This window comes from Starkeya nomas (genome assembly GCF_902703545.1).
GTDB lineage: Bacteria > Pseudomonadota > Alphaproteobacteria > Rhizobiales > Xanthobacteraceae > Ancylobacter > Ancylobacter moscoviensis.
Map to the genome: position 1 here is coordinate 971918 of NZ_CACSAS010000001.1, position 26053 is coordinate 997970.

Annotated in this window: 18 protein-coding genes; 11 read left to right on the top strand and 7 right to left on the bottom strand. The window is 69.4% G+C overall.

Translation table 11 applies throughout. The features are described from left to right. The first annotated feature begins 21 nt into the window (after positions 1–21). From ureC to STARVERO_RS04660, 6 genes are all read left to right on the top strand, one after another. Positions 22–1734 (top strand): urease subunit alpha, encoded by a 1713-nt coding sequence (ureC, locus tag STARVERO_RS04635; RefSeq protein WP_159598065.1) that lies wholly within the window; start codon positions 22–24, stop codon positions 1732–1734. Positions 1735–1788: 54 nt separating this feature from the next. Then, a complete protein-coding gene (locus tag STARVERO_RS04640) occupies positions 1789–2574 on the top strand; it encodes an urease accessory protein UreE (RefSeq protein ID WP_159598066.1) in 786 nt (261 codons plus the stop codon). Positions 2575–2582: 8 nt separating this feature from the next. Next, on the top strand, positions 2583–3290 hold the full coding sequence (locus tag STARVERO_RS04645) for an urease accessory protein UreF (RefSeq protein ID WP_159598067.1): 708 nt from the start codon (positions 2583–2585) through the stop codon (positions 3288–3290). A 32-nt stretch (positions 3291–3322) separates the two neighbouring features. After that, positions 3323–3967, top strand: coding sequence for an urease accessory protein UreG (ureG, locus tag STARVERO_RS04650; protein WP_144342890.1), 645 nt, complete (start codon positions 3323–3325; stop codon positions 3965–3967). Between the two features lie 150 nt (positions 3968–4117). Next, positions 4118–6406 (top strand): putative bifunctional diguanylate cyclase/phosphodiesterase, encoded by a 2289-nt coding sequence (locus STARVERO_RS04655; protein WP_159598068.1) that lies wholly within the window; start codon positions 4118–4120, stop codon positions 6404–6406. 79 nt (positions 6407–6485) lie between these two features. After that, positions 6486–8303, top strand: a complete 1818-nt coding sequence (locus STARVERO_RS04660; RefSeq protein ID WP_159598069.1) for an ArnT family glycosyltransferase — start codon at positions 6486–6488, stop codon at positions 8301–8303. Between the two features lie 37 nt (positions 8304–8340). On the opposite strand, the gene metC is transcribed toward STARVERO_RS04660, so the two are convergent. Next, positions 8341–9531 (bottom strand): cystathionine beta-lyase, encoded by a 1191-nt coding sequence (metC, locus tag STARVERO_RS04665; protein ID WP_144342887.1) that lies wholly within the window; start codon positions 9529–9531, stop codon positions 8341–8343. A 282-nt stretch (positions 9532–9813) separates the two neighbouring features. On the opposite strand from metC, the gene STARVERO_RS04670 reads away from it, so the two are divergent. The 4 genes from STARVERO_RS04670 to STARVERO_RS04685 all read left to right on the top strand — a co-directional run bounded on the left by STARVERO_RS04670 (position 9814) and on the right by STARVERO_RS04685 (position 14337). Then, positions 9814–10836 carry an amino acid ABC transporter substrate-binding protein gene (locus STARVERO_RS04670; protein ID WP_200837668.1) on the top strand — a complete coding sequence of 341 codons (1023 nt, stop codon included), beginning with the start codon at positions 9814–9816 and terminating at the stop codon, positions 10834–10836. 111 nt (positions 10837–10947) lie between these two features. Further along, positions 10948–12141 (top strand): amino acid ABC transporter permease, encoded by a 1194-nt coding sequence (locus STARVERO_RS04675; RefSeq protein WP_159598071.1) that lies wholly within the window; start codon positions 10948–10950, stop codon positions 12139–12141. Positions 12142–12150: 9 nt separating this feature from the next. Beyond that, entirely contained in the window at positions 12151–13527 is a 1377-nt protein-coding gene (locus STARVERO_RS04680; protein ID WP_159598072.1) for an amino acid ABC transporter permease, read from the top strand. A gap of 12 nt (positions 13528–13539) precedes the next feature. Continuing rightward, positions 13540–14337, top strand: coding sequence for an amino acid ABC transporter ATP-binding protein (locus STARVERO_RS04685; RefSeq protein ID WP_144342883.1), 798 nt, complete (start codon positions 13540–13542; stop codon positions 14335–14337). 182 nt (positions 14338–14519) lie between these two features. On the opposite strand, the gene sseA is transcribed toward STARVERO_RS04685, so the two are convergent. The 4 genes from sseA to STARVERO_RS04705 all read right to left on the bottom strand — a co-directional run bounded on the left by sseA (position 14520) and on the right by STARVERO_RS04705 (position 18704). Continuing rightward, positions 14520–15368, bottom strand: a complete 849-nt coding sequence (sseA, locus tag STARVERO_RS04690; protein WP_159598073.1) for a 3-mercaptopyruvate sulfurtransferase — start codon at positions 15366–15368, stop codon at positions 14520–14522. Between the two features lie 71 nt (positions 15369–15439). Then, the gene (locus STARVERO_RS04695; protein WP_159598074.1) at positions 15440–16153 is read right to left on the bottom strand and encodes an alanyl-tRNA editing protein; all 714 of its coding nucleotides are present in this window, start codon (positions 16151–16153) and stop codon (positions 15440–15442) included. Then, a complete protein-coding gene (locus tag STARVERO_RS04700) occupies positions 16153–17184 on the bottom strand; it encodes a cysteine synthase A (protein ID WP_144342880.1) in 1032 nt (343 codons plus the stop codon). The genes STARVERO_RS04695 and STARVERO_RS04700 overlap by 1 nt, the downstream gene beginning before the upstream one ends. A gap of 77 nt (positions 17185–17261) precedes the next feature. Beyond that, complete coding sequence (locus STARVERO_RS04705) at positions 17262–18704, bottom strand: cryptochrome/photolyase family protein (protein ID WP_159598075.1); 1443 nt, start codon at positions 18702–18704, stop codon at positions 17262–17264. A gap of 154 nt (positions 18705–18858) precedes the next feature. Between STARVERO_RS04705 and STARVERO_RS04710 the strand changes: the two genes are divergently transcribed. After that, entirely contained in the window at positions 18859–19674 is an 816-nt protein-coding gene (locus STARVERO_RS04710) for an SDR family NAD(P)-dependent oxidoreductase (protein WP_159598076.1), read from the top strand. A 7-nt stretch (positions 19675–19681) separates the two neighbouring features. Here STARVERO_RS04710 and STARVERO_RS04715 read toward each other — a convergent pair whose 3' ends face one another. Together STARVERO_RS04715 and STARVERO_RS04720 are read right to left on the bottom strand one after the other, a co-directional pair. Beyond that, positions 19682–23941, bottom strand: a complete 4260-nt coding sequence (locus STARVERO_RS04715) for a translocation/assembly module TamB domain-containing protein (RefSeq protein ID WP_200837670.1) — start codon at positions 23939–23941, stop codon at positions 19682–19684. Then, positions 23941–25917, bottom strand: coding sequence for an autotransporter assembly complex protein TamA (locus STARVERO_RS04720; protein ID WP_144342877.1), 1977 nt, complete (start codon positions 25915–25917; stop codon positions 23941–23943). Before STARVERO_RS04720 ends, STARVERO_RS04715 begins: the two co-directional genes overlap by 1 nt. Positions 25918–26053: the final 136 nt, after the last annotated feature.

The window sequence follows — 26053 nt, forward strand, 5'->3', positions numbered from 1 at the left end:
TTCGCCCGAACGGAATTCCCCATGTCCATCAAGATTTCCCGCGCCGCCTATGCCGACATGTTCGGCCCGACCACCGGCGACCGCGTCCGTCTCGCCGACACCTCGCTCGTCATCGAGGTGGAGAAGGACCTCACCGTCTATGGCGAGGAGGTGAAGTTCGGCGGCGGTAAGACCATCCGCGACGGCATGGGCCAGTCGCAGGTGACGCGCGCCCAGGGCGCCGTCGACACGGTGATCACCAACGCGCTGATCCTCGACCACTGGGGCGTCGTGAAGGCCGACATCGGCCTGCGCGACGGGCGCATCGCCGCCATCGGCAAGGCCGGCAACCCGGACATCCAGCCCGGGGTCGACATCGTCATCGGCGCCTCGACCGAGGTCATCGCCGGCGAGGGCAAGATCGTCACCGCCGGCGGCTTCGACAGCCACATCCATTTCATCTGCCCGCAGCAGATCGAGCACGCGCTGATGAGCGGCGTCACCACCATGCTGGGCGGGGGCACCGGCCCGGCGGCGGGCACCAACGCCACCACCTGCACGCCGGGCGCCTGGCACATCGAGATGATGCTGCGCGCCTTCGACAGCTTCCCGGTCAACCTCGCCATCTCCGGCAAGGGCAACGTCTCGCTGCCCGGCCCGCTGGTGGAGATGATCGAGGCCGGCGCCTGCTCGCTGAAGCTGCACGAGGATTGGGGCACCACCCCGGCGGCGATCGACAACTGCCTGTCGGTGGCCGACGACTACGACATCCAGGTGATGATCCACACCGACACGCTCAACGAGAGCGGCTTCGTCGAGGATACCGTCGCCGCCTTCAAGGGCCGGACCATCCACGCCTTCCACACCGAGGGCGCCGGGGGCGGCCACGCGCCGGACATCATGAAGGTGGTCGGCCTGCCGAACGTGCTGCCGTCCTCCACCAACCCGACGCGGCCCTTCACCGTGAACACGCTCGACGAGCATCTCGACATGCTCATGGTGTGCCATCACCTCGATCCGCTGATCGCCGAGGATCTCGCCTTCGCCGAGAGCCGCATCCGCAAGGAGACCATCGCGGCCGAGGACATCCTGCACGATCTCGGCGCGATCTCGATGATGAGCTCGGACAGCCAGGCCATGGGCCGGCTGGGCGAGGTGATCACCCGCACCTGGCAGACCGCGCACAAGATGAAGCTCCAGCGCGGCCGGCTGCCGGGCGATACCGAGCGCAACGATAATGCGCGGGCCAAGCGCTACATCGCGAAATACACCATCAACCCCGCCATCGCCCATGGCGTGTCGCGCCATATCGGCTCGGTGGAGAAGGGCAAGCTGGCCGATCTCGTCGTCTGGTCGCCGGCCTTCTTCGGCACCAAGCCGGACATGGTGATCAAGGGCGGCGCCATCGTCGCCGCGCAGATGGGCGATCCCAACGCCTCGATCCCGACCCCGCAGCCCGTGCATTACCGCCCGATGTGGGGCGCCTATGGCAAGGCGCGGACGGCGACCAGCCTCACCTTCGTCTCCCGCGCGGCGGCGGAGCTCGACGTCGGCGGCCGGCTCGGGCTCGAGAAGTCCGTCGTGGCGGTGGAGAACGTGCGCGGGGGCATCGGCAAGGCGTCGATGATTCACAATGGCGCGACGCCGCAGCTGGAGATCGACCCGGAAACCTATGAGGTGCGGGCGGATGGCGAGCTGCTGACCTGCGCGCCGGCGACAGAGCTGCCCATGGCGCAGCGCTACTTCCTGTTCTAAGGATCGGGGTTCAGGCTGCGCGCCAGCCGAAGCCTTGCTCCGAAGGAGACCATCATGATCCGTGCCCGTCAGGTTCTGCCCGCTGGTAGCTGGGACGTCGCGACCGCCGCCGATCGCGTCGTGCTGCCTCATGACGGGCGCTATCGCCGGCGCATCGCCATGCGCGGCGAGGGCGATGTCGCCTTCCTGCTGGACCTCGACGAGGCCACGCGGCTGAAGGATGGCGACGGGCTGGCGCTGGAGGACGGGCGCACCGTCGCGGTGGTCGCGGCCGAGGAGCCGGTGGCGGAGATCGTGGCCCGCGACGCCCATCATCTCGCCCGCCTCGCCTGGCACCTGGGCAACCGCCATGTGCCTGCGGAACTGCTGGCCGACCGCATCCGCATCGCCCGCGACAGCGTGCTGGAGGAGATGGCGCGCGGCCTCGGCGCGAGCGTGGAGGTGGTGGAAGCGGCCTTCGAGCCGGAGGGCGGCGCCTACGAGGCCGCCGAGGCGCACGGCCATCACCACGAGCATGATCACCACCACGGCGAGGCGTGCGGCTGCGGCCACGATCATCACGATCACGACCACCATCATGGTCACGAGCACCATGATCATGAGCACGGGCAGGAGCACGGCCATAAGGCCCGCGAGCGCGACGTGCTGCACGTCCATGGCGAGGGCCATGGTCACGAGCATGCCCATGAGCACGGCCATGAACACGCCCACGAACACGGCCACGCCTGCGGTTGCGGCCATGATCACAGCCATGATCAGCACGGCCACGATCACGAGCATCACGACCACGAACACCACGGTCATGAGCATCATGGCCATGGCCACCGGCACGGCCACTAGGATACGGGATGAGCGAGGCCGCCACAGCGCCGGGAGGCGCCTCGCCCGATCTGCTGGCGCTCTTCGTCTGGCTGTCGCCGGCCTATCCGGTGGGCGCCTTCGCCTATTCGCACGGTCTCGAATGGGCCGTGGAGGCGCAGGACATCCGTGACGTCGCGTCGCTGATCGGCTGGGTCGACGACCTCCTGCGCCATGGCGGGCCGTTCGCCGATGCCGTTCTGCTGGCCCATGCGTTCCATGCCGTGGAGGCCGGAGACGAGCCCCGCCTCGTCGAGGTGCTGGAGCTGGCCGCCGCTTTCGCGCCATCGCGGGAGCGGCAGATGGAGACGCTCAACCAGGGCGACGCCTTCGTCACGGCGACCCGCGCTGCCTGGCCCGCGCCGATATTCGAGCGGCTGGCGGCCATCTGGGACGGGCGCGTGGCCTATCCGGTGGCGGTGGGCATCGCCGCCGCCGCCCATGGCCTGCCGCTGGCGCCGACACTGGCGGCCTATCTCAACGCCGTGGCGGCGAACCTCATCTCGGCGGCGGTTCGCCTCGTGCCGCTCGGCCAGACCGATGGCAACAAGGCGCTCGCCGCCGCGACGACCGCCGTGCGCGAGGTCGCGCGACTGGCGGACGCGGTGCCGCTGGAGCGGATCGGCGGCGCGGCGCTCAGGTCCGACATTGCATCCATGCGTCACGAGACGCAGTACACGCGGCTGTTCCGCAGCTGAAGGCAAGGGGGAGTTTCATGGCGGGAGGTTCCATGGCGAGCGAGACCAGCGGCCCGCTCCGGGTCGGCATCGGCGGCCCTGTCGGCTCGGGCAAGACGGCGTTGATGGAGGCGCTGTGCCGGGCCTTCCGCGACCGCTACGACCTGTGCGCCATCACCAACGACATCTACACCAAGGAGGATGCGGAAATCCTCACCCGCGCCGGCGCGCTGCCGGCCGAGCGGATCATGGGCGTGGAGACGGGCGGCTGCCCGCACACCGCCATCCGCGAGGACGCCTCCGCCAATCTGGCCGCCATCGCGGAGATGCGCGGGCGCTTCCCGAAGCTGGACCTCATCCTCATCGAATCCGGCGGCGACAACCTCGCCGCGACTTTTTCGCCCGAGCTCGCCGACCTCACCATCTACGTCATCGACGTTTCCGCCGGCGAGAAGATCCCGCGCAAGGGCGGCCCCGGCATCACCCGTTCGGATCTTCTGGTGATCAACAAGGTGGACCTCGCCCCGCTGGTCGGCGCCTCGCTGGAGGTGATGGACCGGGATTCGCGCCGGATGCGCGGCCGCCGGCCGTTCGTCTTCGCCAATGTGCGAGCCGGCGACGGCGTCGCGGAAGTGGCGCGCTTCATCGTGGAGACCGGCGGTCTCGCCGAGAGCCCGGCCGAAGCCGCGGCGCACTGACCGGAGCGGAGTACTTCTAGACTCCCGCTCGGCGATGCGCTGGTATACGGGAATATCGGCCTTGCCGTGGGGGCCTGGCCGGGTCTGAGCGGGTCCAGCACCTTCTCTTCGCGTTGGTCCTCACGCTGCTGCCGACCCACCGGGTGTGCGATGGCATTTCCGACGCCGGACAACGAGGCCGAACGGCTGGCCGAGCTGCATGCGCTGGAGATTCTCGATACGGGAGCCTCCACCGCGCTGGACCGGGTGTGCATGCTCGCCCGCGAAATGCTGGGCGTGCCCTGCGTCGCCGTCGGGCTGGTCGACCGCGACCGGCAATGGTTCAAGGCGAAGGCGGGCATCGACTGGGAAGGCACGTCGCGCGAGCATTCCTTCAGCACCTGGACCATCATGTCGTCCGAGGTGATGGTCGTGCCGGATGCGAGCCGGGATCCTCGCTTCACCCAGAACATCTTCGTCACCGGCGAACCGCATATCCGCTTCTACGCCGGCGTTCCGCTGGCCCTGCGGGCGGGTCTCAATATCGGCTCGCTGTGCCTGTGGGGGCCGGAGCCGCGCACGCTGACGGATTTCGAGATCGAGCTGATCTCGCATCTGGCGAGCGTGATCGTCGACCAGTTCCGGCTGCACGAGGCGACGCGGCGCACCAAGCGCGAGCTCGACCATCGGCGGATCAGCCAGAGCCTGCTGGAAATGCAGAGCCGCGAGTTGTGGCGACGGCAGAGCCTGCTCGCGCAGACCGAGCGGCTGGCCCGGATCGGCGGCTGGGAGTTCGACGTGGCGACCGAGCGCCTGAGCTGGTCCGACGGCGTCTACCGCATCTACGGGCTGGCGCCGGGCGTCGAGACCGACATGCAGGTGGCCTTGTCGCACTTCCCGCCGGAGGCGCGGCATCATTTCCAGAAGAAGTTCGAGACGGCCCTGCGCAACCGCGAGCCCTTCGACATCGAGCTGCCCTTCGTCGACGCCCTCGGCAACCATCGCCTGGTGCGCAAGTCCTGTCAGGTGGAGACCGAGGCCGGGCAGGTCGTCCGGGCCTTCGGCATCCTGCAGGACGTGACCGAGCAGAAGGAGACCGAGCAGCGCATGTGGCACATGGCCAATCATGACGCGCTGACCGGTCTGCCGAACCGCGGTCTGATGCGGGAGCGCCTGGAGGCGGCGCTGCGCCGTTCGCGCCGTTCGCACCGCTATGTCGGGGTGCTGCTGGTCGATCTCGACCAGTTCAAGGACGTCAACGACACGCTCGGCCACGACGCCGGCGACGCGCTGCTGATCGAGGCGGCCCGGCGGCTCACCGCCTGCGTCGGCGAGGTCGATACGGTGGCGCGCCTCGGCGGCGACGAGTTCATCGTGCTACTCAGCCGCATCGACAGTGCTACGGATGCTACCGTTGCAGCCCAGCGCCTCCTAACCACCCTCCGCCAACCTTTTAGTTATCGGCGGACGGCGCTTTCTTGCCGTGGTAGCATCGGGGTAGCAGTTGCGCCCGATCACGGCACCGATCCCTCGACATTGCTCAAGAATGCCGACATCGCGCTGTATCGCGCGAAGGCGGCGGGGCGGGGGGTGGCTGTCGAATATGACACGCGGATGCAGCAGGCCACCGAGCAGCGCATCCAGCTCTACACCCGCGTCCGGGTCGCGCTGGAGAATGGCGAGTTCCAGCCCTACTACCAACCGAAAGTGTCGCTGCGTACCGGCGCCATCGTCGGCTTCGAGGCGCTGATGCGCTGGCGGCACCCGCGGCGCGGGCTGCTTGGCCCGCAGGAGTTCGGGCAGGCCTTCGACGACCCCGATCTCGCCGGCATCATCGGCGAGCGCCTGCTGGCGCTGACGACGCGGGACATGGCGGGCTGGGTCGCGCAGGGGTGCGAATTCGGCCATGTCGCCATCAATGTCGCCTCGTCGGAGTTCATCCGCGGCGGGCTCGCCGAACGGGTCCTCGCGGCGCTCGACAGCTCGCGCATCCAGCCCGAAAGGCTCGCCATCGAGGTGACGGAGACCGTGTTCCTCGGCAGGGGGACGGAGACGGTGCGGCACAGCCTGCAATCGTTGAACCATGCGGGCGTGCGCATCGCGCTGGACGATTTCGGCACCGGCTACGCCTCGCTCTCGCACCTCAAGCAGTTCCCGGTCGACCGCATCAAGATCGACCGCTCCTTCGTGCACGACATCGAGCACGACATCGACGACGCGGCCATCGTGCGCGCGGTGATCCATCTCGGGCAGAGCCTTGGCATCGAGACGGTCGCGGAAGGCGTCGAGACGGTCGCGCAGGCGTCCTATCTGCGCGCCAATGGTTGCGATCTGGCGCAGGGCTTCCTCTATTCCAAGGCCCTGCCGCCCTCGCGGATTCCCGCCCTGCTGCGGGCCTGGAACCCCGCCGACGTGGTGGCGCCCGGCAACGCCGCCGCCGTGGTGAGCGTCGCCGGCTGACGCGGCGGTGCGCGGGGGGAACACCATCCCGGCGAATCCTCTGGTATGATCAGCCGGCTTGGGACGGGGATTCCACCAGATGAAGTCAGTGAGTGCGGGCCGGAGCGGACGGGACGCGCCGCTTTATGCCCGGGGCGGTCTGCGTCTTCCCGACCGGATCGTCGAATTGTTCGATGCCGGCAGCCGCTCCGACCGCCATGCGTGTCTCTTCCTCGTGCTGCTGTGCCTCGCCGCCCTGCTGCCGGGTTTCTTCTCGCTGCCTCCCGTGGACCGCGACGAGGCGCGCTTTGCCGAGATCACCCGTCAGATGGTGGAAACCGGCAATCTCGCCGAAACCCGTCTGGGCTGGGAAGGAAAGCGGACGCGGGCCTTCGGCCAGCACTGGGTCCAGGGGGCGATCGTCGCGGCGGCGGACGCTGTCGGCGTGCCATCGGCGATGCAGCGGATCTGGTTCTACCGACTTCCGTCGCTGCTCGCCGCCATCGCCGCCGTTCTGCTGACCTATTGGGCCGCACTGGCCTTTACCGGGCGGCGGGCCGCGCTGTTCGCCGGCAGTCTCCTGGCCGGCAGCGTGGCGCTCGGCGTGGCGGGGCGTCTGGCCGTGCCGGAAGCCGCGCTGCTCGCGGCCATCGCGGCGATGATGGGGGCGATGGGACGGCTCTACCTGGCCGAGCGCCATGTTGCCTTCCGTGATGCCTCTGCCCTCGATGTTTCGGCGCGCCACGACGCCGCGCCCGATGACGTCACCGGCAGACAGCGGGACCGGAGACTGGCCCTGATCTTCTGGGGAGGTCTGGCGTTCGGGCTGTTCGCCAAGGGCCTGCTGACCCCGCTTTACGTGGTGCTGCCGCTCGTCGCGCTCGTCGCCGTCGACCGCTCGGCGCGTTTTCTCCGCCGGGTGCGATCGATGGGGGGACTGGCCCTTATCGTCGCCGTGGCCGTGGGATGGTTCCTGCTGCGGCGCTACGGGGCGTTCGACACGCAGGAGGGGCTGGTCGCCCGGACGCTGCTCGGCCGCGTCGCATCGGACTATCAGGGCTTCAGCGGCTTGCCGGGAGTCTATTTCCTGCTGTTCTGGGGGCTGTTCTGGCCGGCCGCGCCGCTCGCCGCGCTCGCCGCCCCCATCGTGTGGAGGGCCCGCCGGCTGGGTTCGGTGCGCTTCCTGCTCGCCTGGGTCCTGCCGGCCTGGCTGCTGTTCGAACTGCTGCCGACCAAGGTGCCGGCCTATGTGGTTCCGACCCTGCCGGCGATCGCGATCCTCGTCGCTCTCGCGGTGGAACGGGGCGCGCTGGCGCTCGGCAACACGAAGCTGGCGCGGCTGCTCTGGCTGTGGCCGCTGATCGGCGCGGTCATCGCCGTGGCCGCTCTGCTCGGCCTCGCCGTGCTCGACCGCACGACGAGCGTGCTTGCCTGGCCGCTGCTGCTCATCGGCTTCTTCGCGCTGGTCATCGCGGCCGGTTCGGTGCGGGAATACGGCATCGAGAAATCGGCGCTGGTGGCCATTGTCGGCATGCTCGTGTCCGGCTTTGGCGTGATGCAGCTCGTCTTGCCGCGGATCGAGAGCTTCTGGCTGTCGCCGCGCCTCGTCGCCGTGGCGGCGCAGGAGCGCTGCGCCGTCCAGAGCGGGAGCATTCAGGTCGGGGCGGCCGGGTATGACGAGCCGAGCCTCGCCTTCCTGCTGCCGACGGCCCCGCGCTATTTCGACGGGGCGGGGGCGGCCGATTTCCTCAAGGCGGGAGGCTGCCGCATCGTCTTCGTCGAGCGGCGGCAGGAAGCGCGCTTCGCCCGCCGGGCGGAGGCGCTGGGCCTGCGCATCCAGCGCGGCGCGGACATACGCGGCTTCGACTATAACGGCCTGCGCGAGATGCGGCTGACGCCCTATCGCAGCGGTTCCTAGGGCATTCCCGAGCGAACGCCCGGAACCGCTGCCGGTTTCAGCGCGCCGTCGCGAGCACGGCAAGGCCGCGTTCGAGGTCGGCGATGAGGTCCGCCGGGTCTTCCAGCCCGATATGAAGCCGCACGCCGGGGCCTCCCGGCGCCCAGCGCGTGGCGGTGCGATAGCTGGAGCAGTCGAACGGGATGGCGAGGCTCTCGAAGCCGCCCCAGCTATAGCCGAGGCCGAACAGGTCGAGGCTGTCGAGGAACGCATCGACCGCCGCCTTGGGCGTGGGCTGCAGGATGATGCTGAACAGGCCCGAGGCGCCCTTGAAGTCACGCTTCCAGAGCTCATGACCGGGACCGCCGGGCAGGGCGGGATGCAGAACCCGCAGCACTTCCGGCCGTCCGGCCAGCCATTCGGCTACCGTGATGGCGGATTGCTGGTGGCGGGCGAGACGCACGCCCATGGTGCGCAGCCCGCGCGCGGCGAGGAAGGCATCTTCCGGCGCCACGGTGATGCCGAGGTCGCCATGGGTGAGATGCACGCGCCGGAAGGCGCGATCATTGGCGGAGATGGTGCCGATGTTGAGGTCCGAATGGCCGCCGAGATATTTGGTGCCGGCCTGGATCGAGATGTCGACGCCGAAATCGTGCGGCCGGAAGAAGAGCGGCGTCGCCCAGGTGTTGTCCATCAGCGTGAACAGGCCGTGCTGCGCCGCGACGGCCACGATGGCCGGCACGTCCTGGATTTCGAAGGATTGCGAGCCGGGCGATTCGAGGAAGATGGCGCGCGTGTTCGGCCGGACGAGATCGGCGATGCCGCCGGCTATGAGCGGATCGTAATAGGTGGTCTCGATGCCGTAGCGCCGGAGGATCTCGTTGCACACGCGGCGCGTGGGCTGATAGGCGCTGTCGACCATGAGCAGGTGGTCGCCGGCCTCGAGAACCGAGAGCAGGGCGAGGCTGACGGCGGAGAGGCCGGAAGGGGTGAGCACCACGCCCGCGCCGCCTTCGAGCCCGGCCAGCGCGACCTCGAGCCCCTCCAGCGTCGGGTTGCCGCGCCGGCCATAGGTGTAGCGGCCGGTATGGCCCTCCAGATCGGCGACGGTGGGAGAGAGCACGGTCGAGCCGCGGACGACCGGGGTATTCACGAAGCCGTCAAAACGCTGCGGGTCGCGGCCGGCGGTGACGAGTTCCGTATCGACGGAGTATCTGCGGGCGTTCGAGCCTTCTGGTTGTTTTACCATTCCTAATGCCTGTTCACGCGTTCAGCCGAAGGTCGATTGAGAGAGGACGGGAGGGCCGGCGTCAAGCGCTTGACCGGACCCGTTTGCGGCGTTCTGATGACGTCCGCGTCTGGCGCGGCGGAGAGAGGGGTCGATCCGCCGCTACCGTCAGACGAAGGAAGTAGGCATGCTCCGCTCCCTCACCGTCGTCACGGCATGCGAATTGCTTTTCCTTTCGCCCGTGCTGTCCGCGCCGTCGCGGCGAGTACGTCAGCTCAAATCCGAATGAAGAAGGCTGCCATCATGAAACGCCTCCTCTCCACGTTCGCCCTCGCGGGGGCCTTCGGGCTCTGCGCCGCCGGCGCGCAGGCCGCGGCCAAGCTCGATCAGGTGAAGGCCAAGGGCTTCGTCCAGTGTGGCGTCAGCCAGGGCCTGCCCGGCTTCTCGTCGCCCGACGACAAGGGCAGCTGGACCGGCCTGGACGTGGACTTCTGCCGCGCCGTCGCCTCCGCGATCTTCAACGATCCCACCAAGGTCAAGTTCACGCCGCTCTCGGCCAAGGACCGCTTCACCGCGCTGCAGTCCGGCGACATCGACATCCTGTCGCGCAACACGACCTGGACGATCACCCGCGACACCTCGCTGGGCCTGAATTTCACCGGCGTCACCTATTATGACGGCCAGGGTTTCATGATCCGCAAGGACAAGAAGGTGAACTCGGCCCTGGAGCTCTCCGGCGCCTCGGTCTGCACGCAGACCGGCACGACGACCGAACAGAATCTCGCCGACTATTTCCGCGCCAACAACATGACCTACGAGGTCATCGCCTTCGCGAGCAATGACGAGGTGGTCAAGGCCTACGACGCCGGCCGCTGCGACGTGATCACCACCGACCGTTCCGGCCTCGCCGGCGAGCGCCTGAAGCTCACCAACCCCGACGACCACGTCGTGCTGCCGGAGATCATCTCCAAGGAGCCGCTCGGCCCGGTGGTCGCCCATGGCGACGACCAGTGGTTCGACATCGTGAAGTGGGTGCTCTTCGCCCAGATCAACGCCGAGGAGCTCGGCGTGACCTCCAAGAACGTCGAGGAGCAGCAGAAGTCCGCGACCAACCCGGAGATCAAGCGCCTGCTCGGCACCGAGGGCAAGTTCGGCGAGGGCATGGGCATCGGCAACGACTGGGCCTTCCAGATCGTCAAGGGCGTGGGCAATTACGGCGAGATGTACGACCGCAACGTCGGCCCCGCCACGCCGCTGAAGCTCGAGCGCGGCGCCAACGCGCTGTGGACCAAGGGCGGCCAGCAGTACGGCATGCCGATCCGCTGACGCTTTTCTGACGGGCTCCCGGCGAAGGCCGGGGGCTCCTTCTTCCCCGGCAAGCTGGCGGCAAAGTCCGGCACCGGACGCTAATCGGCCTCGAAAGAGGCGAGGGGGATCATGTCGGATCTGGTCGAGCCCGTTCAGGGGCATTCAAAAGGCGCGTCGTTCATCAACGACCCGAAAGTACGCAGCATCGGCCTGCAGCTCGTCGCACTGATACTCGTCGTCGTGTTCGGCTGGATGTTCATGGAGAACGCCCGCGACAACCTCGCGGCGCAGAAGATCGCCACCGGCTTCGGCTTCCTCGACAACACCGCCGGCTTCGGCATCAGCCAGACGCTGATCCCCTACACCGAGACCTCGACCTATGGCCGCGCCTTCGTCGTCGGCCTGCTGAACACGATCCTCGTGGCGGTGGTCGGCATCTTCCTCGCCACCATCATCGGCTTCCTGGTCGGCATCGGCCGGCTGTCGAAGAACTTCGTGGTGCGGCTGATCTCGACCACCTATGTCGAGGTGCTGCGCAACCTGCCGCCGCTGTTCCAGATCCTGTTCTGGTACCTCGCCGTGCTCAGCGCCCTGCCGAGCCCGCGCGACAGCATCAGCCTGTTCGGCGAGGTGTTCCTGTCCAATCGCGGCATCATCATCCCGCGCCCGCTGTTCGGTGACGGCTACGGCATCGTGCTCTGGGCGATCGGGCTGGCGCTGCTGCTGGCGATCCTGTTCGGCCACTGGGCGGCCGGGCGGCAGGAGGAGACCGGCCGCCGGCTCCCGGTGCTGTGGATCAACCTCGCGTTGCTGATCGGCATTCCGCTGATCGCCATGATCGTCACCGGCTTCCCGATCACCTTCGAGCGGCCGGAGCTTAAGGGCTTCAACTTCGCCGGCGGCATGCGGGTGATCCCGGAATTCGTCGCGCTCACGCTGGCGCTGGCGACCTACACCGCCGCCTTCATCGCGGAGAACGTGCGCGCCGGCATCCAGTCCGTGAGCCACGGCCAGACCGAGGCCGCCCACTCGCTGGGCCTGCGCAACGGGCCGACCCTGCGGCTCGTCATTATCCCCCAGGCCATGCGGGTGATCATCCCCCCGCTCACCAGCCAGTATCTCAACCTGACCAAGAACTCCTCGCTGGCGGTGGGCATCGGCTATCCCGACCTCGTGGCGGTGTTCGCGGGCACCTCGCTGAACCAGACCGGCCAGGCGATCGAGATCATCGCCATCACCATGGGCGTGTACCTGCTTCTGTCGATCATCACGGCGTTCATCATGAACGCCTACAACAAGCGCGTCGCGCTGGTGGAACGGTGAGGGCCGGCCATGAGCATGACCTTTGACGACGGAACCTTCATCCGCACCGAGATGGTGACGCCGCTTCCTCCGCCGGTGCGCCGGGTCGGCGCCATCGGCTGGATGCGCGAGAACCTGTTCTCCAGCGTCCTCAATACGATGCTGACCATCGCGGGCATTCTCGCCGTGCTGTGGCTGGTACCGCCGCTGGTGCGCTTCATGCTGATCGACGCCGTATGGACCGGCGAGAACCGCGAAGCCTGCCTCGGCCCGGGTGTCGGCGCCTGCTGGCCCTTCATCAAGGCGAAGTTCGGCCAGCTCATCTACGGCTTCTACCCGATCGACCAGCGCTGGCGGCCCAACATCGTCTTCGCCGCCGGCCTTCTGCTGATGGTGCCGCTACTGGTGCCGAGCTGGCCGCTGAAGCGGCTGAATTCGCTGCTGTTCTTCGTGGCCTACCCGATCATCGCCTTCGTCCTGCTGACCGGCGGCAACATCAACGCCTCGGCGTTCCTGTTCGAGCGTCTCGGCCTCGTGCGCGCGATCACCGGCGATGTCACGGTCGCCGGTGTGAACGTGGCGTTCTGGGTCGATTACGTGCTGACCGCGCTGCTCGTCATGGCGGTGGTCGGCGGGCTCATCGCCGCCCTCGGCGGCAATGGCCGGGCGGCGGCCCGCGCCGCCATGTGGGTCTTCCTCGCGTTCGGCGCCCTTGTCCTCGTCTGGGACATCGACTTCGGCCTCTCCTATGTCGAGACCCGGCAATGGGGCGGGCTGCTGGTGACGCTGGTGATCGCGGTGACCGGCATCGTCGCCTCGCTGCCGCTCGGCATCCTGCTGGCGCTCGGACGGCGTTCGCAGATGCCGATCGTGCGGCTGCTGTCGGTGATCTTCATCGAGTTCTGGCGCGGCGTGCCGCTCATCACCGTGCTGTTCTTCGCCACCTACATGCTGCCGCTGTTCCTTCCGCAAGGCACCAATCCCGATGCCCTGCTGCGCGCGCTGGTGGGTGTCGCGCTGTTCTCCGCCGCCTATATGGCGGAGGTGGTGCGCGGAGGCCTGCAGGCGATCTCGAAGGGACAGTACGAGGGGGCGATGGCGATGGGGCTGACCTGGAGCCAGATGATGCGCCTCATCATCCTGCCGCAGGCGCTCACTCTGGTCATTCCGGGCATCGTGAACAGCTTCATCAGCCTGTTCAAGGACACGACGCTGGTGCTGATCGTCTCGATCTTCGACTTCCTCGGCCAGCTCCGGGCGTCGTTCACCGATCCGAACTGGGCGAGCCCGGTCACGCTCTACACCGGCTTCGCCTTCGCGGGCCTGGTCTATTTCCTCTTCTGCTTCGGCATGTCGCGCTATTCTCTCTTCGTGGAGCGGCGGCTGAACACCTCTCACCGGCATTGACGGAGGCCTCTCATGACCGAAGCTCATTCGATCGTCCCGAGCGATGAATTGCCTGCCGTGCACACGCCGCCGAGCCGGGAGGTCGCCGTCGAACTCGTCGGTGTTCACAAATGGTACGGCGAGTTCCATGTGCTGAAGGACATCAACCTGCGGGTGCTGCGCGGCGAGCGCATCGTCATCTGCGGCCCGTCCGGCTCGGGCAAGTCGACCATGATCCGCTGCATCAACCGGCTGGAGGAACACCAGCAGGGCACGATCATCGTCGACGGCATCGAGCTGACCAACGACCTGAAGCGGATCGACGAGATCCGCCGCGAGGTCGGCATGTGCTTCCAGCACTTCAACCTGTTCCCGCACCTCACCGTGCTGGAAAACCTCACTCTGGCGCCGATCTGGGTGCGCAAGATGCCCAAGAAGGAGGCCGAGGAACTCGCCATGCACTTCCTGCGCAAGGTGAAGATCCCCGAGCAGGCCAACAAGTACCCGGGCCAGCTCTCCGGCGGCCAGCAGCAGCGCGTCGCCATCGCCCGCGCGCTGTGCATGAAGCCGAAGATCATGCTGTTCGACGAGCCGACCTCCGCCCTCGACCCGGAGATGGTGAAGGAGGTGCTGGAGACCATGGTGAGCCTCGCCGAGGAAGGCATGACCATGCTCTGCGTGACGCATGAGATGGGCTTCGCGCGGCAGGTGGCGAACCGGGTGATCTTCATGGATGCCGGGCAGATCATCGAGATGAACGAGCCGAACGCGTTCTTCTCCAACCCGCAGCACGAGCGCACCAAGCTGTTCCTCAGCCAGATCCTGCACTGAGGCGCCTCTGCGCGTCCTTCGTCGTCCCGACGCCGCCTCACCGGGACGACGTCATGGCCGGGCTTGGCCCGGCCATCCACGCCTCTGCCGAGAATGCCGAGCCGCAGTGTCCAGCCGCGAAGCCGTGGATGCCCGGGCTGAGCCCGGGCTTGGCGGGACAAAGGCTGTGGGTCGTGCCGCGCTCAGTCGGCCGGGCCGGTCGCGACCGGCTTGTCGGACGAGCCCCACTCGGTCCACGAGCCGTCATAAAGGGCCTGCGGCGGCGTGCCGATGGCATCGAGCGCCAGCCACAATATGGCGGCCGTCACGCCCGAGCCGCAGCTGGTGATGACCGGCGCGGACGGGTCGATCCCCGCGTCCTTCACCGCGGCGCGGATCGCCGCCGGATCGGCGAGGCGGCTGTCCTTGACCACCTCGGAGACCGGCAGGTTGCGCGCGCCCGGAATATGCCCCGGCCGCACGCCGGCGCGCGGCTCCGGCACCTCGCCGCGGAAGCGCTCGGCGGCGCGGGCGTCGAGCACCTGTGCGCTGCCGTCGGCGAGCCGCCGGGCGACGTCCTCGATGCCGGCGACCCAGGCGCGGTTGAGCTTTGCGTCGAAGCGGGCGGGCAGATACGGCGCCTCGCCGGATTCCGTCGGGCGGCCCTCGGCCAGCCATTTCGGCAGGCCGCCGTCGAGGATGGCGACGTCGATGGCGCCGAAGGCGCGTAGCGTCCACCACACGCGCGGCGCGGAGAACAGGCCGACACTGTCATAGACGACGATCTTCATGTCCTTGCCGATGCCGAGCGCTTCCATCGCCGCGGTGAAGATGGTCTCGGAGGGCAGCATGTGCGGCAGGCCGCTCGATGTATCGGCAATGGCGTCGATGTCGAAGAACACGGCGCCGGGAATGTGCGCCTTGAGGTATTCCTCGCGCCCCTTCCGGCCGGTCGCGGGCATGTGCCAGGAGCCGTCCACGATGACGAGGTTGGGCGCGCCGAGATGGGAGGCGAGCCATTCGGTGGAGACGAAGCGGCTGTCGGTGGGCATGGGAGGTTCCTCGCGGAGCTTGGGATGGCGCCTGCGCCACCGAGCCGGGGTGGCAGGGCCGGGACGGCAGGTCAGGCCCAGGCGACGCGCACGCGGCGGTTCTGCTGGCCCTTCTTCTCGATCTTCGTCACCTGCACGGGGCCGATCTCGTCGAGGCTGCGCACATGGGTGCCGCCGCAGGGCTGGAGATCGAGGCCCTCGATCTCGACGAGGCGCACCCGGCCGGTGCCCATGGGCGGCTTGACCGCCATGGTCTTCACCAGCCCCGGATTGGCGAGCAGCTCCTCGTCGCTGATCCAGCGCTCGCCCACCCGGGCGCCGGTGGCGATCATCTCGGCGAGCCGTGCGGTCAGTTCGTCCTTGTCGACGCCGGCTTCGGGGATGTCGAAGTCGAGCCGGCTTTCCTCCTCGCCGATCGAGCCACCCGTGACCGGGTAGGGCAGGGCGACGGAAAGCAGGTGCAGCGCCGTGTGCATGCGCATCCGCTTGTAGCGCGTCGGCCAGTCGAGCCGCAGAAACACCGCCTCGCCCGGCTCGGGCAGGGGCGAGCCGGGCGCCGCGACATGGATGACGTCGACCTTCGACGGGCCGTAGACGGCGGTCTCGATGGCGATCTCGCTGCCGTCCGCGCGCACCAGCGTCCCCCGGTCGCCCGGCTGGCCGCCGGCGGTGGCGTAGAACACCGTGCGGTCGACGGCGATGCCGCCGTCCGGTGTCAGCGCCGTCACCACGGCGGAGGTTTCCTTCTGGTAGGCGTCGTCGCGGAAGAGGAGAATGGTTGCCATCAGACCAATACGTTGGGGACGTCCACGCTGCGTTCCAGCCAGCCCGGCACGGGCAGGCCCTTCTCGCGCAGGAAGTCGGGGTTGAACAGCTTGGACTGGTAGCGCGTGCCGTAGTCGCACAGCACGGTGACGATGGTGTGGCCCGGGCCGAGTTCCTTCGCCAGCCGGATGGCGCCGGCGACGTTGATGCCGGTGGAGCCGCCGAGGCACAGGCCCTCGTGCTCCAGAAGATCGAACACGATCTGCACCGCCTCGGCGTCGGGGATCTGGTAGGCGGTGTCGATGGGCGCGCCTTCCAGATTGGCGGTGATGCGGCCCTGCCCGATGCCCTCGGTGATCGAGGAGCCCTCGGCCTTCAGCTCGCCCGTGGTGTAGTAGCTGTAGAGCGAGGCGCCGAACGGGTCGGCGAGCGCGATGCGGATCGCCGGGTTGCGTGCCTTGAGCGCGATGGCCGTGCCGGCCAGCGTGCCGCCGGTGCCGACCGCCGCGACGAAGCCGTCGACCTTGCCGTTCGTCTGCGCCCAGATCTCCGGGCCCGTGGTCTCGATATGGGCCTGCCGGTTGGCGACATTGTCGAACTGGTTGGCCCAGACGGCACCGTTCGGCTCGGTGGCGGCCAGCGCCTCGGCGAGGCGGCCGGACACCTTCACATAGTTGTTCGGATTCGCGTAGGCGACCGCCGGGACCTCGACGAGGGTCGCGCCGGCGAGGCGCAGCATGTCCTTCTTTTCCTGGCTCTGCGTGTCCGGGATCACGATCACCGAGCGGAAGCCGAGCGCGTTGCCGACCAGAGCGAGGCCGATGCCGGTGTTGCCGGCGGTGCCCTCGACGATGACGCCGCCGGGCTTGAGCTGGCCGCGCGCCACGGCGTCCTGGATGATGAAGAGGGCGGCGCGATCCTTCACCGACTGTCCGGGATTGAGGAACTCCGCCTTGCCGAGGATGGTGCAGCCGGTGGCTTCCGAGGCGCGCTTGAGCTTGATGAGTGGCGTGTTGCCGACCGCCTCGACGAGACCGTTGCGGATATCCATGGCGCTTGTGTCTTCTACGCTTATGAAAGGTCCACGAAGTTAGTGGGCCATTACCGGCTCGGCAACCGGATTGAGCGTCAATCCCCGCGAATGCGCGCGAAGCGGGCGAGGGCGCGCTCGCGGGCGGCGGGGTGCTCGAGAACCGGGAACGGATAGGTCTCGCCGAGCACCACGCCGGCGCGGCGCAGCATCTCGGGCGCCGCCGTCCAGGGTTTGTGGATGACCCCGGCCGGCAACCCGGCGAGTTCCGGGACGAAGCGGCGGACATAGGCCCCGTCCGGGTCGAAGGTCTCGCCCTGGGTCACCGGGTTGAAGATGCGGAAATAGGGGGCGGCGTCGGCTCCCGAGCCGGCGACCCATTGCCAGCTCGCGGGATTGTTCGCCGGATCGGCGTCGACCAGCGTGTCCCAGAACCAGGCCTCGCCGCGCCGCCAGTCGGTCAGCCCGTGCTTGATGAGGAAGGAGGCGGCGAGCATGCGCACGCGGTTGTGCATCCAGCCGGTCTGCCAGAGCTGGCGCATGCCGGCATCCACGATGGGATAGCCGGTCCGCCCCCTGCGCCACGCCCGCTCCAACGCCGGATCGTCCTGCCACTCGAAGGCGTCGAAGCGGCGATTGACGTTGGTGCCGGCGAGGTCCGGGAAATGGAACAGCAGGTGGTAGGAGAACTCGCGCCAGTAGAGCTCGCTGATGAGCTTCTCCGTGTCGGCGGGCGATGCCGCGCCTGCGTCGGCCGCGTGGCGCACGGCGGCGAGCACCTGATGCGGCGAGATTTCGCCGAAGCGCAGATGGGGCGACAGGCGCGAGGTGCGCCCGAGGTCGGGGCGGTCGCGCAGCGTCGCGTAGCCCGCGAGGTCGTCGTCGAGGAAGGCGGCGAGGCGTTCGCGCGCGCCGCGCTCGCCCGGTGTCCAGCTTGCGCGCACGCCGGCGGCCCAGTCCGGCGCCGTCGGCTCCAGAGCCCAGTCGTCGAGCCGGTCGCTCCGGGCGGAACCGGCGAAGGACCATGCATCGTCCGCACGCGAAGGCGTCCGCACCGCCTGCCTGCCGGCGCTGCGATAGAAGGGGGTGAAGACCCGGAAGGGATCGCCGGCCTGCGTGCGTACCGTCCACGGCTCGTGCAGCAGGCTGCCGCCGAAGCTCTCCACCGCGACGCCCCGGTCGGCCAGGGCGCTCTTGAGAGCGGTGTCGACGGCGATCTCGGCGGCGCCGTAGCGGCGGTTCCAATAGACGGCGGCGGCGTTCAGCTCCTCGACGAGCGTCGGCACGATGTCGCCCGCCCTGCCGCGCCGCAGGATCAAGCGGCCGCCCTTCGCGGCGATGGCGGCGGACAGGGACGCCAGCGAGCGCCCCAGCCACCAGCGCGCCGCGCCGCCGAGCGGGCGCAGCCTCTCGCTTTCCTCGTCGAGAACATAGGCGAGAGCCAGCGGCCGGCCGCTGGCCTGCGCCGCCTTCAGGGCGGGGTTGTCGTCGAGGCGCAGATCGTCGCGGAACCAGACGAGGGCGCAGGAGGGGGAGGACATCACGGGGGCACCAGCGTTGCCCGCATTTTACCGGAAAGCAGGGCGGGGAGATCAAGCCGGCTGTTCGGCGGTCGCCGGATATATTAATGATGATCGTCATGAAAAAGGATTGGCCGTCCGTGCGGGCGGCCATCGGCAACCATGGAGCCTTCTCATGACCTCCGTTTCATCTCCCGGCACCGCCCTTGTCACCGGTGCTTCCAGCGGCATCGGGAAAGTCTATGCGCAGCGGCTGGCGCGGCGCGGCTACGACGTCCTGCTGGTCGCGCGCGACGGCGCACGTCTGGAAGCGCTGGGGGCCGACATCACCGCGAAGACCGGACGGAAGGCCGAGTTTCTCGTCGCCGATCTCGGCAATCCGGCCGATACCGGGGCGGTGGCGGCCCGCATCGCGGCGGACCCGGCCATCACCCTGCTCGTCAACAATGCCGGCATGGGCGTGGAGCGGCAGATCGTCGGGGCGGATGCGGACAAGGTGGACGCGATGGTGCAGCTCAACGTCGCCGCGCTCACGCGCCTTTCCGTGGCGGCGGTGAACGCCTTCACGGCGCGCGGCCGGGGCACGCTCGTCAACATCGCCTCGGTGGTCGCGCTGATCCCGGAGAACTTCCTCGGCGCCTATGCGGCGACGAAGGCCTATGTGCTTGCCCTCACGCAGTCGCTGCAGAGCGAACTGAAGGACAGCCCGGTGCGGGTGCAGGCGGTGCTGCCCGGCCTGACCGCTACGGAGTTCTTCGATCGCGCCGGCATGGACAAGGCGACCCTGCCGCCGGAAATGGTGATGTCGGCGGAGGATCTGGTCGAGGCGGCGCTCGCCGGGCTCGATCTCGGCGAGACGATCACCATTCCCGCGCTACCGGATGCCGCCGACTGGCAGAGGCTGGTCGACGACCGGGTGCGGATGGCGCCGGGGCTCTCCCTCCGCCATCCCGCCGCGCGCTACGGGGTCGGCACGGCCGTGCCGGCCTGATGCCCCGTCAGTAGTCCCACTGGGCGCCGATGCCGACCTCGGCCGAGCCGTCGGCGCCCGTCGCGCCTTGCAGTCGAATGTTCTTGGTGACGTCGACATCGACGGTCACGCGGCTCGATCCGGCGGTCGTGCCCTGGCGCACGCCGAGATAGATGTTGTCGTTGAGCCGCCGGCCGACGCCGACCTGACCGCCCGTGCCCTCGGCATTGGCGCCGACTTCGAGGCTGTCCACGCCGAGCGAACGGCGCACATTCTCCAGCACGCTGGCGCCGCCGGAGAACTGCGCGATGACCTGCGCGAGCTGGATGGCCTGACCCGAGTTGAGCGAACCCGCATCGCGGCCGAACAGCAGCCGCGAGACCACCTCGTCCTGCGGCAGGGTCGGCGTCGAGCTGAAGCTCACGGTCGGGCGCGATGCCGGGCCGGAGACCAGCACGCGGGCGGTGATGTCCGAGGAGGTGGTCTCGGCGATGAAGTCGAGCTCGGGATCGGTGGTGCCGGTGAAGGTGATGTCGCCGCGGGTGAAGGTGAGGCGGCGGCTGCCGAAATCGAAGGTGCCGCGCCGCATCTGGAAGGCACCCTGCGTCACCGGGGCGCGGCTGGTGCCGGTGAGCTTCAATTCGCCGCCGAGCTGGGCCTCCATGCCGAGGCCGCGCACGAAGACGTTGTTGTTCGGCGCGGAGACGACGAGGTCGAGGGCGATGCCGTTGCGGTTTTCGGCGGTGGCGCGCTGGTTGGCCGGGGCGGTGCGGGTGCTCCGCTTGCCGGCGTTCACATGGCGGACGTTGAGGTCCTGCACGCCGCCGGGGAAGCGGTCGGGCACGTTGATGTCCAGCGCGCGCAGCACCAGCCGGCCGGTGAGGCGCGGCCCGTTGAGGAAGGCGCCTTCCACGCCGACGCGCCCTTCGGCGACGAGGCGCATCAGGTCGCTGTTCACCAGCGCCGCATTGGCGAGGTCGATGTCGATGCGGCCGGGATAGCCGGCGTTCGGATCGAGCGCGACATTGCCGCGCCCCGTCACGCTGCCGCCATTGGTGGTGCGGGCGCGCAGGGTGGTGAGGGTCACGGAGCGGTCGGTGCCGGTGATGACGGCCTCGATCTGGTCGAGGGCGACGCCGTTCACTGCATCGTCGAAACGCCCGCCGCTGAGCCGGACCGTGCCGCCGGCGCGGGGAGCCGCCGCCGTGCCGCGCACGGTGGCGTCGACATTGGCGGTGCCGGTGACGCGCGCGCCCGTGGTGGCGAGCATCGGGTTAGCGATGGCGAGGTTGATCGCGCCGCGCAGGGCGAGATCGAGCTCGCCGGCCCCGAGCGGCGCCGAGCCGGTGATGGTGAAGCCCTGGACATGCTGGCCGGCGATGGTGGCGCGGATCTGCGCCCGCCCGCCGCCAAGCGTGCCGTTGGCGGTGATGTCGAACGGGCCGGCGCCGGAGCTGGCGATGTCCGGGTTGCTCAGCCGCGTCACCCGCAGCTCGTAGGTGCCGCTGGGATCGGCCGCGCTGCCGCGGAGGCGGGCATTGCCGACCAGCGTGCCGGAGAGGTTGAGGCCCGGCGAGGCGAGGTTCGCCAGCGACAGCGGCAGGGCGCGCAGATCGACGGCGAGGTCGAGATTCTGCCCGGCCGAGCTGGAGACGGTCGCGGTGCCGCCGCTGGCGGCGAGGGCGAAGCGGTCGATGGTGACGGTGCCGCCGGAGAGGGTGAAGGTGGCCGGACCCGTCGTCGCGGCATTGACGCCGCCGCGCGCGGCGGTGAGGCGGTCGAGCCGGAAGCGCGCGCCGCCCTGCAGCGGCTCCAGCCGCCCGTTCGCCCGCAGCGTGGTGCCCTGCGCCAGCGCGTCGAGGGTGAGGTCGGTGCCGGAGGCGTTGCCGTTGGCGCGCAGCGAGGCGGTCTCGATGGTGACGCCGGAGAGATCGACGGCACGCAGCTCCGTCGTGCCGTTCAGCAGCGGTACGCCCAGCGCATCGCGCACCGTGGCGTCGATGGTGGCGGAACCGACGGAGCGGCCGAAGGCCCGCAGATTGGCGGCATTGGCCTTCACGTTCGCATTCTGCCGGCCATCGGCGACGGAGAGGCCGATATCGGCGTTCAGCCGGCCGGCCATCTCGGTGAGAGCGAGGGCGGCGATATCGGCGAGGTCGCCGGCGGCGAGGGTGAGCTGACCGTCCGCCAGACCCGCGGGGGAGACGGAGACGTCGCCGCGCGCGCTCACCGAGCCGATGGCGAGGTCGAGGCCGGAGACGCGCCGCGCGCCGTCCGGCTGGGTCGCCAGCGCCGTGGTGCCGCGGGCCGGCTTGCCGGCGATCTGGCCGGAGAGGTTGAGCGTGCCGGCGAGCGCGCCGGTGAGATCGCTCGCGGCGATGTCCAGCGCGAGATCGCGGATGGGGCGCCCCTCGGCGACACCCTGCGGCACCAGAACCCTGGCGGTGACGCCGAGCTTTTCCAGCGTGCCCGAGAAGGCCGCATTGGCCTGAAGCGCGCCGCCGAGGCGCTTGTCGAGGCGGGAGAGGTCGTCGAGCGCGAGATTGGCGGTGAGGTCGGCGAGATCCGTGGCGATACGGCCGTCGACGACGAGCGCCAGCCCTTCGGCATCCACCTTCAGATTGCGGACGGACAGGGCATTCGCTCCGTCGCGCGCCAGGGCGCCCGCCGCGTTGAGCTCGCGGCCGATGAGGGCGTCGACCTGCGCGATGCCGGTGGCGATCCCGCGGGCGTTGGCCTTCAGCTCGATGCTCGCGCGGTTGAAATTGTCGCTCGCCGCGATCTTTGCCGCCAGCGTCGCCTGCCCGGCGAGGGGGCGGCCGGCCAGCGGGGAGAACGCGGCGAGGTCGAGCCGGGACACGTCGAGGTCGCCGTCCGCCGCGCGGGTTCCGGCGCGGCCCGAGAAGGTCGCGGTGAGGGCGGCGAGGCGGATGGTGAGGCCGGTCAGGGCGGGATCGCCGCCGGCCGGCACCTCGGCGCTGGCCTCGAAGGTGCCGCCGGTGCCGAGGGCGCCCGCCACCTTCGGGTCGCTCGCCGTCAGCCCCTGCACGTCGCCGGCGGCGGTGATGGCGAGGCTGCCGTCGGCGGCGGGGGTCGTGCGCAGCGTGGCGGCGAGGGTGGAGGCGCCATAGCCGGCGCCGGCGAGCGCCTCGCCGGTGAGCCGCGCCTCGACGGCGGGGGCGCCCAGCGCGCCCTTCGCGGTGCCGTTGACGCGCACGCCGCCCCAGGTCGCGCCGGGCGCGAGGGCGGAGAAGCGGCGCGCCTCGCCGAGCGTCAGGTCGAAGGCGAGATCGGCGTTGGCGGCGGCATCGAGCGTGCCGTTGGCGGCGGCGTTGAAGCCGGCCGCCTGCGCGGTGGCCTTCTCGATGGCGATGTTGCGCCCGGCATCGATCGTCGCCGCTCCGGCGAGTTCGGTGCGTCCCTCGAACAGCGGGGCGATGCTGGCCGGCAGCACGCGGGCGACATCGGCATCGATGGCGAAGGTGACGCGGTGGCCGGCGGGAATGGCGCGGATGCCGGCGGCGCCGCTCGCCTCGGCGATGTCGCCGACGGTGAGGCGGAGCTGGCCGTCCCAGGCGTCGAGCGGGCCGGCGCCCTTCAGCGTGGCGGCGAGCTCGGGCAACCCGTCGAAGCCGGCCGCGCGGGCGATGAGGCCGCCGGCCGGTTCGCGCGCGCCGATATCGAGGTCGAGCCGGCCGCTTTCCGGGGCATAGGCGACCGAGCCGGAGACGCTGCCCGGCGCGTCGCGGCGCTCCAGCGCGAAGGTGAGGGACAGGCCCTGCGTGAGCGAGGTGAGATCGGCGGAGGCGTTGAGCGAAAGCCGGGCGGCATGGCCGACCACCGGCTCGCCGAGCACGATCTCGGGGATGGAGAGACTCTCGACGCGCACGGGGAAGGCGAGGGAGGAACTGCTGGAGGAGGATTCCGCCGCCTCGGAGGGCGGCAGCTCGGGACGGCGCTCGACCTCCACGCGCGCGGCGGAGAGCGTGGTGACGTCGAGCCGGCCGCCGAGGAGCGCCAGCGGCCGCCAGGCGAGCCGGGCCTGCTCGACCCGCCCGAAGGGACCTTTGGCGTCGGCCAGCTCGATCGCGTCCACGCTCATGTCGAACGGCACGAAGCCGCCGATGCCGCTGATGCCGACCTTGAGGTCCGGGGAGGAGGCGAGGGAGGAGCCGAGGCTCGCCAGCAGCGCCTTGCCGGGCGGCGTCTGCAGCACGCCGAAGGCGGCCAGCAGCAGGGCCGCCAGAGCGAGGACGAGGATGCCGAGATAGCGGAGTGCGCGTCGCATCAGAAAGCCTGCCCCAGACTGACATAGACGCCGAAGTCGCCGTCTTCGGGTCCCGGGTTGAGCGGGAAGGCGAGATCGAGGCGCAGCGGCCCGATCGCCGTATAGTAACGCAGGCCGACACCGGCCGAGTACTTCATGCCGTCGAAGTCCGGCCATTCGGACGCGAAGGCCGAGCCCATGTCGAAGAAGGGCACGATGCCGATCGTGTCGGTGACGCGCACGCGCGCCTCCACCGAAGCCTCGAAGAAGCTCCGGCCGCCGATGATGACGCCCTCGGCGTTGCGCGGGCTGGCGGACTGGTAGTCGTAGCCGCGCAGCGAGCCGCCGCCGCCGACATAGAAGCGCCGCTGCGGCGGCACGTCGTAGAGGTCGGTTCCGAAGATGCTGCCGGCGGAGACGCGGCCGGCGAGGATGAAGCGCTTGTCCTCGTCGAAGGCGTGGTAGGTGGCGAAGGAACCCTTGATCATTGCCGGGCCCGCACCGGCATCGCCGAAATAGGCGAAGGGCTCGACCACGCCGGAGGCGCGGATGCCACGCGAGGGGTCGAGCTTGTTGTCGGTGCTGTCGTAGGTCAGCTCGAAGGGGATGCCGACGATGGTGTAGTCGCGGGTGCCGGTGGTGTCCTCGACGCGCGACTGTTCGAGGTCGAGGCTCACCTGCAGGTTGAGCTGATCACTGTAGCGGTGGCGCACGCCGGTGAGCAGGGTGGCGGCTTCGCGCACATAGGCGTTCGTCACCTCGCGCAGGATGGCCGCCTGCGCCACGAGGTCGTCCTGTGCCGTGTAGATGCCGGGTTTCACGAAGGCGGCGGACAGCTTGTAGCCGAACGGGTCGGCGTCCGGCACGGCTTCCGACTTCTCGCCGAACCAGGAAACCTGCGCGTCGAGCCGCAGCGTCTCGCCGCCGCCGAACAGGTTGCGGTGGCCCCAGAAGGCGTTGATGGCCGACCCTTCGGTGGAGGAATAGGTGGCGCCGAAGCCGACATAGCGGGGCTTGCGGGCAGACACCTCGATATGGATCGGCAGGCTGCCGTCGGCGTCCAGCTTGTCGGCTTCCTGGATGCGCACGCTGGCGATGGCCTCATATTCCAGCAGCCGGCGCCGCAGACGATCCAGCACCTCGGGCGAATAGGGCGTTCCCGCCGGGATCTCGATCCGCTCCTCGATGAAGCCCGGCGTGAGGAAGTCCGCGCCCGAGACGGTGAAGCGGCCGAAGGTCGCCACCGGGCCGGGAGAGACGTAAATGGAGACATCGACCGACTTCGTCGCGTGGTCGGCGGTGACCTGCTTGTCGGCGATGCGGGCGAAGGGGTGGCCCGCCCGGCGCCAATGACCCACGAGAGCGCTTTCCGCGTTCACGACGGCGGTGGCAAGCGCCGGTTCGCCGGGCACGAGGCGCAGCCGCTGCAGTGTCGGCGCGTCGGGCAGCGGGCGATGGGTGGCGGCGTCGAGAATGGCGACGCGGCCGAAATGGAACTGCGGACCGGGCGTCACCTCGACGCGGACCGGCACCGGCCCCTGCCGGCGGGCGGCTTCCACGACCTCGAAGACATTGGGCGCATCCGGCGGGCTGCCCGCCAGGGTGATGCGGATGTCGCCGGCGTAATAGCCCGCCGAATAGAGTGCGGCATTGATGTCGCGCCGATCCGCCAGCGCGCGGCGGACGAGGCCGGCGGCGCCGGAGGGCGGGCGCTGGCTGAGGGATTCGAGATTGGACGCGCTCGTCACCGCGTCACGCAGCGAGCTGTCGCCGCCCTTCACCTCGATCGTCACCTTGTACGGCGTCGCGTCGGGGGCCGGCTTGCCGGCATCACCCATCGGGCGGGGGCTGAACAGATTGACCAGCGGGCCGAACAGGCCGGAGTTGGATTCCTGGCTGGAAGCGTCCTGGTCGCCGCCGAAGATCTGGGCGGAGGCCGGGACGGCAGGCACGGCGAAAGACGCCACCGCGACCAGTGTCGCGAGCGGGCGCCGCATGGGCCACAGGCACAGGAGCCACGTTTTTTTCTGGCTCGCCAACAAATTCCCCCCGACCGACGGTTCCGACCACAGGGGTACCGCCGCAGCCGGTATCCCGATGAAGCCGCGAACCTACCGCCACGGCAGTGAATAT

Bases quoted from the DNA above. Each gene is read 5' to 3' on its own strand.
- ureC (WP_159598065.1), top strand. From the start codon at position 22: ATGTCCATCAAGATTTCCCGCGCCGCCTATGCCGACATGTTCGGCCCG.
- STARVERO_RS04640 (WP_159598066.1), top strand. From the start codon at position 1,789: ATGATCCGTGCCCGTCAGGTTCTGCCCGCTGGTAGCTGGGACGTCGCG.
- STARVERO_RS04645 (WP_159598067.1), top strand. From the start codon at position 2,583: ATGAGCGAGGCCGCCACAGCGCCGGGAGGCGCCTCGCCCGATCTGCTG.
- ureG (WP_144342890.1), top strand. From the start codon at position 3,323: ATGGCGAGCGAGACCAGCGGCCCGCTCCGGGTCGGCATCGGCGGCCCT.
- STARVERO_RS04655 (WP_159598068.1), top strand. From the start codon at position 4,118: ATGGCATTTCCGACGCCGGACAACGAGGCCGAACGGCTGGCCGAGCTG.
- STARVERO_RS04660 (WP_159598069.1), top strand. From the start codon at position 6,486: ATGAAGTCAGTGAGTGCGGGCCGGAGCGGACGGGACGCGCCGCTTTAT.
- metC (WP_144342887.1), bottom strand. From the start codon at position 9,531: ATGGTAAAACAACCAGAAGGCTCGAACGCCCGCAGATACTCCGTCGAT.
- STARVERO_RS04670 (WP_200837668.1), top strand. From the start codon at position 9,814: ATGAAACGCCTCCTCTCCACGTTCGCCCTCGCGGGGGCCTTCGGGCTC.
- STARVERO_RS04675 (WP_159598071.1), top strand. From the start codon at position 10,948: ATGTCGGATCTGGTCGAGCCCGTTCAGGGGCATTCAAAAGGCGCGTCG.
- STARVERO_RS04680 (WP_159598072.1), top strand. From the start codon at position 12,151: ATGAGCATGACCTTTGACGACGGAACCTTCATCCGCACCGAGATGGTG.
- STARVERO_RS04685 (WP_144342883.1), top strand. From the start codon at position 13,540: ATGACCGAAGCTCATTCGATCGTCCCGAGCGATGAATTGCCTGCCGTG.
- sseA (WP_159598073.1), bottom strand. From the start codon at position 15,368: ATGCCCACCGACAGCCGCTTCGTCTCCACCGAATGGCTCGCCTCCCAT.
- STARVERO_RS04695 (WP_159598074.1), bottom strand. From the start codon at position 16,153: ATGGCAACCATTCTCCTCTTCCGCGACGACGCCTACCAGAAGGAAACC.
- STARVERO_RS04700 (WP_144342880.1), bottom strand. From the start codon at position 17,184: ATGGATATCCGCAACGGTCTCGTCGAGGCGGTCGGCAACACGCCACTC.
- STARVERO_RS04705 (WP_159598075.1), bottom strand. From the start codon at position 18,704: ATGTCCTCCCCCTCCTGCGCCCTCGTCTGGTTCCGCGACGATCTGCGC.
- STARVERO_RS04710 (WP_159598076.1), top strand. From the start codon at position 18,859: ATGACCTCCGTTTCATCTCCCGGCACCGCCCTTGTCACCGGTGCTTCC.
- STARVERO_RS04715 (WP_200837670.1), bottom strand. From the start codon at position 23,941: ATGCGACGCGCACTCCGCTATCTCGGCATCCTCGTCCTCGCTCTGGCG.
- STARVERO_RS04720 (WP_144342877.1), bottom strand. From the start codon at position 25,917: ATGCGGCGCCCGCTCGCGACACTGGTCGCGGTGGCGTCTTTCGCCGTG.